The organism is Campylobacter sp. CFSAN093229 (assembly GCF_011068225.1).
GTDB lineage: Bacteria > Campylobacterota > Campylobacteria > Campylobacterales > Campylobacteraceae > Campylobacter_D > Campylobacter_D jejuni.
In genome coordinates this window covers 129,367-140,935 of record NZ_JAAMXB010000008.1, presented here as the reverse complement: position 1 = coordinate 140,935, position 11,569 = coordinate 129,367, and the positions used below count along the sequence as shown (strand labels likewise).

The following is an 11,569-nucleotide window of genomic DNA, read 5'->3' as shown; positions in this document are numbered from 1 at the left end:
TCAATCCAACAAAAAAGTAAAGACAATACTTTTAATCTGCTACTGCAACTCTCGCTCTAAAACTCAATTTTATTTTTAATCATTTTTTACATTTTTAATTTTTTTATCATTGTTGTTAAGTTTTTGAATTTTTTAATTCATTTAGTCTGTTTGGTTTTAAAGGATTAAATCATGAAAGATAATAAAATCATAATCTTTGATACCACTTTGCGTGATGGAGAACAAGCTTTAGGCAGTTCTTTGGGTATCAATCAAAAATTACAAATCGCTTTAGCGCTTGAAAATTTAGGTGTAGATGTTATAGAAGCAGGTTTTCCGGTATCTTCACAAGGGGATTTTAAAGCGGTGCAAAAGATCGCTTCTAAGGTTAAAAACTCAACCGTTTGTGCACTTTCTAGGGCATTGGATAAAGATATAGATATGGCTTATGAAGCTTTAAAAGTGGCAAAGCATTTTAGAATTCATACTTTTATAGCCACTTCGACTTTGCATATACAAGATAAATTAAAAAAAGATTTTGATGAAATTTTGTCTATGGCAAAAAGAGCGATTATAAGAGCAAGATCTTATACTGATGATATAGAATTCTCATGCGAAGATGCAGGAAGAACTCCTATAGATAATCTTTGTTTTATGGTGGAAAATGCGATAAAAGCAGGCGCTAAAACTATAAATATCCCAGATACTGTGGGCTATACCTTGCCAAGTGAATTTGCTAATATCATCAAAATTTTATTTAACAAAGTGCCAAATATAGACAAAGCTATCATTTCTGTGCATTGTCACAATGACTTAGGTATGGCAACGGGCAATAGCTTAAGTGCTATTTTACAAGGTGCAAGACAGATAGAGTGTACTATAAATGGACTTGGCGAAAGGGCGGGTAATTGTGCTTTAGAAGAAGTGGTTATGGCGATAAAAACTAGAAAAGATTATTTAAAAGGTTTTTATACTGATATTAAATGTGAAAATATCTCTAAAACTTCAAAATTAGTTTCAGCTATCACTAATGAAAGCATACCTTCGCATAAAGCTATAGTGGGCAACAATGCGTTTTCTCATAGTTCAGGCATTCATCAAGATGGAGTGCTTAAAAATAGGCAAACTTACGAGATCATAAGCCCTAGTGTCATAGGAATTCATGACAATCGTATGTTAATGACAGCAAGAAGTGGAAGGGCTATGATAAAAACTTGCCTTGAAAATTTAGGCTATGATGAAAATACTTATAATTTAGATGATGTTTATGAGCGTTTTTTACGCCTTGCGGATAAAAAGGGTCAAGTGTATGATTATGATTTGGAAGCGTTGATGTTTTTAAGCTATGAGAATGAAGAAGAAAATGAATTTATACTTGAAAAATTAAGCGTGATTAGTGGCAATATCCCAACCGCTTGTGTTTGTATGCGTATCAAAGAAGAGCTAAAAACTGAAGCTTGCACAGGAAATGGTCCTGTTGAAGCAGTTTTTAACTGCATTGCTAGGATAACGAATTTAAAGCCTGTGTTAAAAGCTTATAGTATCAATGCAAAAAGTTCAGGAGTAGATGCTCAAGGACAAGTGGATGTGGATTTGGAATTTAAAGGGAGAAAATTCCATGGAAAAGGACTTTCAACAGATGTTATAGAAGCTTCAGCACAAGCTTTTGTGAGTGCTTACAATGCGATTTATCGCTCTTTAAAAGTAGAAGAAAGGAAAATGGCATGAAAACTTATAAAGTAGCTGTTTTAGCAGGAGATGGCATAGGGCCTTTGGTGATGAAAGAGGCTTTAAAAATTTTAACTTTTATCGCGCAAAAATACAATTTTAGTTTTGAATTTAATGAAGCTAAAATAGGTGGTGCAAGTATAGATGCTTATGGAGTGGCTTTAAGTGATGAAACTTTAAAGCTTTGTGAGCAAAGTGATGCGATTTTATTTGGTTCTGTGGGTGGGCCTAAGTGGGATAATTTGCCAATAGATCAAAGACCTGAAAGAGCCTCGCTTTTGCCTTTAAGAAAGCATTTTAATTTGTTTGCAAATTTACGTCCTTGTAAAATTTATGAAAGTTTAACTCATGCTTCACCTTTAAAAAATGAGATTATCCAAAAAGGAGTGGATATTTTATGTGTTAGAGAACTTACAGGTGGGATTTATTTTGGTAAGCAAGATTTAGGTAAAGAAAGTGCGTATGATACTGAAATTTACACTAAAAAAGAGATAGAAAGGATAGCTCATATCGCTTTTGAAAGTGCAAGAATAAGAAAGAAAAAAGTCCATTTAATCGACAAGGCGAATGTTTTAGCAAGTTCTATTTTGTGGCGAGAAGTGGTGGCAAATGTTGCAAAAGATTATCAAGATATAAACTTAGAGTACATGTATGTGGATAATGCTGCGATGCAGATTGTAAAAAATCCTAGCATTTTTGATGTTATGCTTTGTTCAAATCTTTTCGGTGATATTTTGAGTGATGAGTTAGCTGCCATTAATGGATCTTTGGGTTTGTTAAGTTCAGCAAGTTTAAATGATAAAGGTTTTGGACTTTATGAGCCAGCAGGTGGAAGTGCGCCTGATATAGCTCATTTAAATATAGCCAATCCCATAGCTCAAATTTTAAGTGCGGCTTTGATGTTAAAGTATAGTTTCAAAGAAGAACAAGCCGCACAGGATATAGAAAATGCTATATCTTTAGCATTAGCACAAGGAAAAATGACTAAGGATTTAAATGCTAAGTCGTATTTAAATACCGATGAAATGGGGGATTGTATTTTAGAAATTTTAAAGGAGAATAACAATGGCTAAAACTTTATATGAGAAAGTCTTTGATGCTCATGTGGTTTATGAAGGCAAAAACGAACTTCCTATACTTTATATCGATAGACATTTAATCCATGAAGTAACAAGCCCTCAAGCATTTTCAGGGCTTAAAATGGCTAAGCGTAGAATGGCAAGAGCGGATTTAACTTTGGCTACTATAGATCATGATGTTTCAACTAAAAGTGTGGATTTAAATGCTTGTTCTGATATGGCAAAAGAGCAAATTACAACTTTGATGCAAAATACTAAGGAATTTGGAGTAAGGCTTTTAGGACTTGCAGATAAAAATCAAGGCATAGTTCATATAGTAGGTCCTGAGCTTGGCTTTACTTTACCTGGGGTTACTTTAGTTTGTGGGGATTCTCATACGGCAACACATGGGGCTTTTGGAGCTTTAGCCTTTGGTATAGGCACGAGTGAAGTAGAGCATGTCATGGCAACGCAAACTTTAAAACAAGCCAAACTTAAAACTATGAAAATCGAATGTAAAGGGCAGTTTCAAAAAGGCGTTTATGCTAAGGATTTGATTTTGTATTTGATCGCACAATACGGCACGGCAAAAGGCACAGGCTATGCTATAGAATTTTGCGGAGAACTTATAAGAAATTTAAGTATGGAAGCTAGAATGACTCTTTGTAATATGGCTATAGAATTTGGAGCTAAAGTAGGTATGATAGCTCCTGATGAGATCACTTTTGAGTATATTAAGGGAAAGGAATTTGCACCTAAAGGAGAAGAATTTCAAAAGTATTGTGAGTATTGGAAGAGTTTAAGAAGTGATGAAGGAGTAAAATATGATGAGAGTATTACTCTAGATGTAAGCAAGATACAACCACAAATTAGCTATGGAACAAATCCTTCGCAAGTGATTGGTATAGATGAAAAAATTCCAAAAATAAGTGATTTTAAAAATCAAAGTGAGCAAAAATCTTTGCTTGATGCTTTATCTTATGTAAATTTAGAGCAAGATCAAGTTATAGAAGGGGTAAAAATCGACATTGTATTTATAGGATCTTGCACAAATGGGCGTTTAGAAGATCTTAAAATAGCCGCTGATATCTTAAAAGGGCGCAAAATTCATAAAAATGTTAAAGCTTTAATCGTGCCTGGTTCAATGCAAGTAAGAAAAGAAGCTGAAAATTTAGGACTTGATAAGATTTTTATCGAGGCAGGGTGTGAGTGGAGATATGCAGGGTGTTCTATGTGTCTTGGTATGAATGATGACAAGGCAAATTCAGGTCAAAGAGTTGCTTCAACTTCAAATCGTAACTTTGTAGGCAGACAAGGTAAAGGTTCTATCACTCATTTGATGAGTCCTGCAAGTGCAGCAGCTTGTGCCATAGAAGGTGTTATTTGTGATAATAGAAAGTATTTAGGAGTTTAATATGCAAAAATTTATTATACATAAAGGTATAGCTTGTCCTTTAGAATATGCCAATATAGACACAGATCAAATTATACCTAAGCAATTTTTACTTGCAGTGTCTAAGCAAGGTTTTGGCAAGCATTTGTTCCATGATTTGCGTTATTTAGATGATAAAGAAAGTGTTTTAAATATGGATTTTAATCTTAACAAAGAAGAATATCAAAATAGCTCTATTTTGGTAAGTTTTGAAAATTTTGGTAGTGGCTCTTCAAGAGAGCATGCGCCTTGGGCTTTGGTTGATTATGGTATTAGAGTTATTATCGCACCTTCTTTTGCGGATATTTTTAAAAACAATGCCTTAGGAAATGGTTTGCTTACCGTAGAACTTGCTAAAGATGAGGTTTTGGAAATAGTTGATGAGTTAAAAAAATCCCAAGATAAAAATATAGAAATTTCTTTGTTGGAAAAAAGAGTATTTTTTAAAGATAGGATTTTTTCTTTTGATTTAGATGATTTTCACAGAATTTGTCTTTTGGAAGGACTTGATAATATAGCTTTGACTTTAAAACATGGAGCACAAATCAAAGCCTATGAAAAAAACTCAAAAAGCTTTTTGGTTTAGAATTTTTTCATAAGCTAAAAAAGGATCTTGGTAATTAGGTATGTCAAAGTTTCCACAAAAATTAAAATCAAGCTTTTTAAAAAGCGAATTCATAGGAAAATTTTTACTATGAGTATCTGCTCTTAAACTTGCCTTGTGATTTTCCAAGGCAAAATTTTCGCAAAAATTTAAAAGTTTTTGTGCTACGCCTTTGCCTTTTGCATTTTGTTTGACGGCTAAACGGTGTAGATAAAAGGCTTTATCATCATAATTTTTGTTAAAAATAACTTGTTTGTAAAATTCAGGTTCAAATTTTTCATTGATACAGATAAAGCCTAAAATTTCATCATTTTCTTTAAACACATAAAGTTCTTGTGCTTGTATATCTTCTTGAAAAACTATTTCATTGGGATAATTCTCATCCCATTGGTGAAAATTCATAGCTTTCATAGCATTTAAAGCATCTTTTGTGATTTCAAGTATAGAATTTAAATCTTTATGGACGGCTTTTTGTATGATAGTGTTTTGCATGATAATCCTTTGTATAAGGAAGGGTGATGGTGGCTCCGATTGGACTTGAACCAACGGCCACTACCATGTCAAGGTAGTGCTCTACCAGCTGAGCTACGGAACCATATGGTGGAGCATAGCGGGTTCGAACCGCTGACCCCAACGCTGCCAGCGTTGTGCTCTCCCAGCTGAGCTAATGCCCCTTTATAAGTCTGAGATTTTATCGCAATATTACTTGTTTTTGGCTGAAAACTAAAATCAAATTTTTAATTTATGATGTAATATATGTATAAAAAGATTTATTTTTTATGAAAAATTAGAGAATTAATGAGAGTAATTTTACTATTTGATTAATTCTAAAATATCTCTTTTTTTGTTAAGTTCAAGTTGTCTAGAATAATAAAAATATTTGGTCAAAACCAAAATTCCTATATGGAATTCTTTTTTCTTATCTAAAAATTTCTTAATATATTGATGAGCATTATTAATAATTTCCAATGCATCTTTTGGGCGACTTTTAAAATATTCAATTACTGCTGACAAATTCTCATTATCAATCAAAGCAAAGTGATAATTTGGTTTTAAAGTTCCTTCCATAAACCAAGTTTCGCAAGTTATTTTTGGAGCTAAAACTAAAGAATTAGAATTCATAGCCCATTTTAAGTTGCTTGCTACATCGTTACCCTCTAAAGAAATTATAAATTTATATTTCATTTGTTCTTTTTTGTTTAAAAAGTTTTTTTTCCATTGGCTAGGTTGTTTTGAAGTATCTCCTATATCGCAAAAAGTTCTACCAAAATAAGAATCAAAAAATTCTTTTCTATGTTTTTGATATACTGCTCCTCTAAATATTGCCATATCCTTTTTATTTTCATAGTTTATGTTATCTTTTAAAAAGCAAAAGTGCCTATTTTTATCAAGTTTTAATAAAATATTATTTATATTATTTTCCAAAGATCTCGATTTGCAAATAGTTGCTTCTTTAAAAGTATGTCTTACATCGCCAAATTCTTTATTCCATAAAAATTCATCTTTAAAGTATTTACTGATTTCATAAGCATCAAAAGCATAAGAGGTGCTCTTAAAAGGAAATTTTCCTATTTTTTCCTTTGCTGTAGGTGTAAAAAATTCATCTATTTGATTATAATATTTAACTCGAGTTTGTATTTCTTCTAAGTCTTTAATATTGTATTTTAAAATATCATTAAAAATTTTATCTAAATTTATTTGAAAAAAATATCTTGGTATAAAAGATATTCCTATTCCTTTTAAATTCATTAAAAGTCTTGATTGTAGCATTATAAAAAACCTAATAAATAAAATTTTTAATATTTTATCAAAAATTTAAGAATTTATAAACAATAAAATAACTTTTGACAAAACAATAATATTTTAAATATTAAAAATAAGAATGGCAGACAGGAAGGGATTCGAACCCTCGAAAGCTTGCACTTTACACGCGTTCCAGGCGTGCTCCTTCAACCGCTCGGACACCTGTCTATGAAATAAAGCGTTCATTATATCTATAAAAGCTTTAAAAATAAAGAAATTTTTTAAATATTGAAAATAAAATTATTTTTTAAAAAAATCAGAAAATTTTTAGTAAAAAGTAGTATAATTATATTTTTATTTTTAGTCAGGGTAGCTCAGCTGGTTAGAGCGCTGGTCTCATAAGCCGGAGGTCGGGAGTTCAAGTCTCCCCCTTGACACCATTAAATGTAATAATTATTTTTTTTCTTTTGTTACTACAAAAACAATTCCACCAAAACCTATAATCACAACAGTTGTTATAAAAATGATTTCGAAAATATCTAACATTGTCATTGTTCTTTTGCCCTTTCTTTAAGCTGTCCACAAGCAGCTGAGATATCAAGCCCTTTACTTTCTCTTATAGTGCAAGTTACACCTTTACTACTGAGTAAATCTTGAAATTTAATCGCATTTTCTAAACTAGGGCGTTTATATAAACTTCCTTCATGTGGATTAAAAAGTATTAAATTCACTTTGGCTTTAATGCCATTTAAAAGCTTGACTAATTCTTTAGCGTGTTCAAGCTTATCATTGATACCATCAATTAAAAGATATTCAAACATTACCCTTTTTCTTTGATCTATAGGAAATTCACGCACCGCATCCATAATCGCAGCGATATTGTAAGCTTTATTGATAGGCATAAGTTCGGTTCGAAGCTCATCATTAACCGCGTGTAATGATATAGCAAGTAAAACACCTAAATTCATTTGACCTAATTCTTTGATTTGTTTTGCCAAACCGCTAGTGCTGATGGTTTGACGGCGAGGACTTATGGCAAGCCCCTCATTTTGCGCTAAAATTTTTACCGCTTTAGAAACATTTTTAAGATTATCCAAAGGCTCTCCCATACCCATATATACTATATTTACACGGCGTTCATAAGGGATATTGTTTTGTTTTTTGATCCATAAAATTTGTCCAACTATCTCCCCTGCACTTAAATTTCTTTTCAAGCCACCCTTGGCAGTAAGACAAAAACTACATCCACTTTTACAACCCACTTGAGAAGAAACACAGATAGTATATCTCGCATGAGAAATTCTTTTGCCTTCCGCGTCTATTTTTTCTTCTTTCATAGGCAAAAGCACACTTTCTACCCTTAAACCATCGATGAGTTCAAAAAGATATTTTATACTTCCATCTTTACTTTGCTCATTTTTAACACATTTTACAGGAGAGAAATGAAAATTTTGCGCAAGTTCTAAACGTAGATCTTTTGGTAAACTTGACATATCGGAAAAATTATTGGCGTATTTTTGATAAATCCATTGATAAATTTGTTTCACACGAAACATCGGTTTGATTTTTTCTCCTAATTCTTCAAGTAAAAAATCTAAAATATTAACAAGCTCTTTCAAAATTATTTTCCTTTTTGAATTTTTAAATATAATGATATTTTTTTAAGTATTCTTCTAATTTTTCTTTTGCTTTTTGATGATTTTTTATAAAATCTTCGTGAGCGTTTTCATTGCAAAAATTTGTTGCACACAAAATACACTCTGCATCAATATTTAAATTTTTAGCTACGCTCAAAACAGAAAAGGCTTCCATATTTTCTGCAAAAAAACCTAATTTCGAAAATTCTTTTGCTGCTTTTGAATTTTTACAAATATAATTTGAAGAATTGATCTTGATTGTTTCACGAGAAACATTTTCTTTTTCTAAACAAATTTCATATTTTACAGGAGTATAAAAAGCATGTGAAATTTTAGAAAATTCTACATTAAAAGCATGTGAACTTTTGTAAATTTCTAAAATTTTACCCTTATCATAAAGCCCACAAGTTCCTATAAATATGAGTTTTGATGGTTTTTCTTTTAAGCAAAGTTGACCCAAATGAAAAGCTGATTCAACCAAACCTATACCTATAGCTTTTGCAAAAGAAAAATTTTCATTTCCACCCGCACAAACAATCATTTTGATCCTTATGAAATTTTACAAAAAATAATTCTACCTAAAAAGACTTAATTAAGAATTTTTAGATAAAATTATTTCTTATGGTTAAAGCAAAAAAACAATACGGACAAAATTTTTTAATCGATAAAAGCGTATTAGCAAAAATCATCCAAGCCATACCCAAAGAGATAAACAATATCATTGAGATTGGGCCTGGCTTAGGTGATTTAACGCAAGAACTTTTAAAAATTTCTCAAGTAAAAGCTTATGAAATCGATAATGATCTCATACCTATTTTAAAAAAGAAATTTCAAAAAGAACTTGAATGTGGAAAATTTAACTTAATCCATCAAGACGCAAGTGAAGCTTTTAATCCTAGTCTTGATGAAAAACCATATTTTTTGGTTGCAAATTTGCCTTATTATGTTGCAAGTCACATTATATTAAAAGCTTTAGAAGATAAAAATTGTCTAGGGCTTATTGTAATGGTACAAAGAGAAATGGCTGAAAAATTCTGTGCTAAAAAAGGAAATAGTGAGTTTTCTTCCTTAGGTGTTTTAAGTGCAATGATTTGCGAAAGAAAAATGCTTTTTGATGTTGATCCACAATGTTTTAATCCGCCGCCAAAAGTTATGTCAGCGGTGATGAGTTTGATTAAAACTAAGGATTTTGATGAACTTTGCGAAATAGAAAATTTCAAAAATTTTCTAAAAGACTGTTTTAAAGCTCCTAGAAAACAACTCTTAGGAAATTTAAAAACATATAAAGCAAAAGTTTTAGAAGTTTTAAGCACTCTTGGCTTAAAAGAAAACATCAGACCACATGAAATTTGCGTTGATTCATACCTTAAAATTTATGACAAATTAAAGGATGAATATGGACGAAAACAAAGAGATAAATAAAAACGAACAAAATCCGAACTCAAATTCAAAAAACAATAAACGCTATAAATATAAAAATCGCAGAAAAAAATTAGCTGATTCTTTGCAAAATGAAAATGATACTCCAAAAATCGATCAAAATTCCAACAAGGAAAATTCTGAAAACTCAGAAAATAAAACTGAGAAAAAAAAGAAGAAAAATCGTAATCTTCCTTCAAAACTCACAGGCAACGAAGATTGGCAAATCGCTCTTGCAGAATGTATAGAAGCCAACCGTGTTTCACATGAAAACCGCTTGCACCCTTTAAAATATAATAATTCTAGCGAACATAAAATCCGCATCACTCCTTTAGGGGGCTTAGGAGAAATTGGTGGAAATATCAGTGTTTTTGAAACCAATAAAGATGCAATTATAGTAGATATAGGTATGAGTTTTCCTGATGGAACTATGCATGGGGTAGATATTATCATCCCTGATTTTGACTATGTAAGAAAAATTAAAGATAAAATTCGTGGTATAGTGATCACTCATGCACACGAAGATCATATCGGTGCGGTGCCTTATTTCTTTAAAGAATTTCAATTTCCTATCTACGCTACACCTTTAGCTTTAGGAATGATTTCAAACAAATTTGAAGAACATGGCTTAAAAGCAGAACGCAAATGGTTTCGTCCTGTAGAAAAACGCAAAGTTTATGAAATAGGCGAATTTGATATAGAGTGGATCCACATCACGCATTCTATCATTGATGCTTCAGCACTTGCGATCAAAACAAAAGCAGGAACGATTATCCATACGGGTGATTTTAAAATCGATCAAACTCCAATTGATGGCTATCCAACAGACTTAGGACGTTTAGCGTATTATGGAGAAGAAGGAGTTTTATGTCTTTTAAGTGATAGTACAAATTCTTATAAAGAAGGTTATACAAAAAGTGAAAGCTCTGTAGGGCCAACTTTTGATCAAATTTTTGCGCGTACTAAGGGTAGGGTGATCATGAGTACTTTTAGCTCTAATATCCACCGTGTTTATCAAGCTATCACTTATGGTTTAAAATACGGCAGAAAAGTTTGTGTTATCGGCCGTTCTATGGAAAGAAATCTTTATACCACTATGGAATTAGGCTATATCAAACTTGATAGAAAAATTTTCATCGATGCTGATGAGGTAAGCAAATACAAAGACAATGAAGTGCTTATCGTAACCACAGGAAGTCAAGGCGAAACCATGAGTGCGCTTTATAGAATGGCAACAGATGAGCATAAATTTATAAAAATCAAACCTACAGATCAAGTGATCATTTCAGCTAAAGCTATACCAGGAAATGAAGCAAGTGTTTCTGCTGTGCTTGATTATCTTTTAAAAGCAGGAGCTAAAGTAGCGTATCAAGAATTTAGCGAAATTCATGTAAGCGGACACGCTAGTATAGAAGAGCAAAAACTTATGCTAACTCTTACTAAACCTAAATTTTTCTTACCGGTTCATGGGGAATACAACCATATCACCAAACACAAAGAAACAGCAATGAAGTGCGGTATCCCTGAAAGAAATATTTATCTTATGAGTGATGGCGATCAAGTAGAACTTTGCCAAAAATATGTCAAACGCATAAAAACCGTAAAAACAGGTAAAGTTTTTGTAGATAATCAAATCAACAAACAAATCGCCGATGATGTAGTTATAGATCGCCAAAAACTTGCAGATAGTGGTATAGTAGTTATTATCGCACAAATTGACAAAGCTACAAAAACACTGATCAACAAGCCAAGAGTATTTAGCTATGGGCTAGTAGCTGACAAACACGATCATGCTTTTAGCAAAGATATGGCTGAAGTTTTAGGACAATTTTTCATCAATGTTAAAGATGAAGTACTCAATGATCCAAGATTTTTAGAAAATCAAATCCGCCAAGTTTTAAGAAAACACATCTTTAGAAAGATTAAAAAATACCCAACCATAGTTCCAACTATTTTTGTAATGTAAAAA

General features: G+C 31.9%; 11 protein-coding genes and 4 tRNA genes. 7 read left to right on the top strand and 8 right to left on the bottom strand.

Annotated elements, in window-relative coordinates:
- The first annotated feature begins 171 nt into the window (after nt 1-171).
- The 4 genes from leuA to leuD are packed head-to-tail and all read left to right on the top strand — an operon-like array spanning nt 172 to nt 4,783.
- Complete coding sequence (gene leuA, locus FBE93_RS05310) at nt 172-1,707, top strand: 2-isopropylmalate synthase (protein ID WP_165434240.1); 1,536 nt, start codon at nt 172-174, stop codon at nt 1,705-1,707.
- Complete coding sequence (gene leuB, locus FBE93_RS05305) at nt 1,704-2,780, top strand: 3-isopropylmalate dehydrogenase (protein ID WP_002860139.1); 1,077 nt, start codon at nt 1,704-1,706, stop codon at nt 2,778-2,780. The genes leuA and leuB overlap by 4 nt, the downstream gene beginning before the upstream one ends.
- Nucleotides 2,767-4,179, top strand: coding sequence for a 3-isopropylmalate dehydratase large subunit (gene leuC, locus FBE93_RS05300; protein ID WP_072225819.1), 1,413 nt, complete (start codon nt 2,767-2,769; stop codon nt 4,177-4,179). Before leuB ends, leuC begins: the two co-directional genes overlap by 14 nt.
- A 1-nt stretch (nt 4,180) precedes the next feature.
- Nucleotides 4,181-4,783 (top strand): 3-isopropylmalate dehydratase small subunit, encoded by a 603-nt coding sequence (gene leuD, locus FBE93_RS05295; RefSeq protein ID WP_002932165.1) that lies wholly within the window; start codon nt 4,181-4,183, stop codon nt 4,781-4,783.
- On the opposite strand, the gene FBE93_RS05290 is transcribed toward leuD, so the two are convergent.
- The 5 genes from FBE93_RS05290 to FBE93_RS05270 form a co-directional block, all read right to left on the bottom strand.
- On the bottom strand, nt 4,763-5,293 hold the full coding sequence (locus FBE93_RS05290; RefSeq protein WP_002870451.1) for a GNAT family N-acetyltransferase: 531 nt from the start codon (nt 5,291-5,293) through the stop codon (nt 4,763-4,765). The two genes, leuD and FBE93_RS05290, sit on opposite strands and share 21 nt — an antisense overlap.
- A 27-nt stretch (nt 5,294-5,320) precedes the next feature.
- Nucleotides 5,321-5,396 (bottom strand) — tRNA-Val (locus FBE93_RS05285).
- A 3-nt stretch (nt 5,397-5,399) separates the two neighbouring features.
- Nucleotides 5,400-5,475 (bottom strand) — tRNA-Ala (locus FBE93_RS05280).
- Nucleotides 5,476-5,614: 139 nt separating this feature from the next.
- The gene (locus FBE93_RS05275; RefSeq protein WP_002932162.1) at nt 5,615-6,571 is read right to left on the bottom strand and encodes a glycosyl transferase family 90; all 957 of its coding nucleotides are present in this window, start codon (nt 6,569-6,571) and stop codon (nt 5,615-5,617) included.
- 113 nt (nt 6,572-6,684) lie between these two features.
- Nucleotides 6,685-6,772: transfer RNA gene (locus FBE93_RS05270), tRNA-Ser, on the bottom strand.
- 135 nt (nt 6,773-6,907) lie between these two features.
- On the opposite strand from FBE93_RS05270, the gene FBE93_RS05265 reads away from it, so the two are divergent.
- Nucleotides 6,908-6,984: transfer RNA gene (locus FBE93_RS05265), tRNA-Met, on the top strand.
- A 13-nt stretch (nt 6,985-6,997) separates the two neighbouring features.
- Here the strand turns inward: FBE93_RS05265 and FBE93_RS05260 are convergent.
- Genes FBE93_RS05260 through FBE93_RS05250 form a run of 3 tightly spaced genes read right to left on the bottom strand, consistent with a single transcriptional unit; the run spans nt 6,998 to nt 8,722 of the window.
- Complete coding sequence (locus tag FBE93_RS05260) at nt 6,998-7,096, bottom strand: hypothetical protein (RefSeq protein ID WP_002860136.1); 99 nt, start codon at nt 7,094-7,096, stop codon at nt 6,998-7,000.
- On the bottom strand, nt 7,093-8,163 hold the full coding sequence (gene rlmN, locus FBE93_RS05255) for a 23S rRNA (adenine(2503)-C(2))-methyltransferase RlmN (protein ID WP_165434239.1): 1,071 nt from the start codon (nt 8,161-8,163) through the stop codon (nt 7,093-7,095). The genes FBE93_RS05260 and rlmN overlap by 4 nt, the downstream gene beginning before the upstream one ends.
- Before the next feature lie 22 nt (nt 8,164-8,185).
- A complete protein-coding gene (locus FBE93_RS05250; RefSeq protein ID WP_002932158.1) occupies nt 8,186-8,722 on the bottom strand; it encodes a hypothetical protein in 537 nt (178 codons plus the stop codon).
- Nucleotides 8,723-8,802: 80 nt separating this feature from the next.
- On the opposite strand from FBE93_RS05250, the gene rsmA reads away from it, so the two are divergent.
- A complete protein-coding gene (gene rsmA / locus FBE93_RS05245; protein WP_165434238.1) occupies nt 8,803-9,603 on the top strand; it encodes a 16S rRNA (adenine(1518)-N(6)/adenine(1519)-N(6))-dimethyltransferase RsmA in 801 nt (266 codons plus the stop codon).
- Nucleotides 9,572-11,566 (top strand): ribonuclease J, encoded by a 1,995-nt coding sequence (locus FBE93_RS05240; RefSeq protein WP_072225820.1) that lies wholly within the window; start codon nt 9,572-9,574, stop codon nt 11,564-11,566. Before rsmA ends, FBE93_RS05240 begins: the two co-directional genes overlap by 32 nt.
- Nucleotides 11,567-11,569: the final 3 nt, after the last annotated feature.

Bases quoted from the DNA above. Each gene is read 5' to 3' on its own strand.
- FBE93_RS05275 (WP_002932162.1), bottom strand. From the start codon at position 6,571: ATGCTACAATCAAGACTTTTAATGAATTTAAAAGGAATAGGAATATCT.
- rsmA (WP_165434238.1), top strand. From the start codon at position 8,803: ATGGTTAAAGCAAAAAAACAATACGGACAAAATTTTTTAATCGATAAA.
- FBE93_RS05290 (WP_002870451.1), bottom strand. From the start codon at position 5,293: ATGCAAAACACTATCATACAAAAAGCCGTCCATAAAGATTTAAATTCT.
- leuB (WP_002860139.1), top strand. From the start codon at position 1,704: ATGAAAACTTATAAAGTAGCTGTTTTAGCAGGAGATGGCATAGGGCCT.
- FBE93_RS05260 (WP_002860136.1), bottom strand. From the start codon at position 7,096: ATGACAATGTTAGATATTTTCGAAATCATTTTTATAACAACTGTTGTG.
- FBE93_RS05250 (WP_002932158.1), bottom strand. From the start codon at position 8,722: ATGATTGTTTGTGCGGGTGGAAATGAAAATTTTTCTTTTGCAAAAGCT.
- leuD (WP_002932165.1), top strand. From the start codon at position 4,181: ATGCAAAAATTTATTATACATAAAGGTATAGCTTGTCCTTTAGAATAT.
- FBE93_RS05240 (WP_072225820.1), top strand. From the start codon at position 9,572: ATGAATATGGACGAAAACAAAGAGATAAATAAAAACGAACAAAATCCG.
- leuA (WP_165434240.1), top strand. From the start codon at position 172: ATGAAAGATAATAAAATCATAATCTTTGATACCACTTTGCGTGATGGA.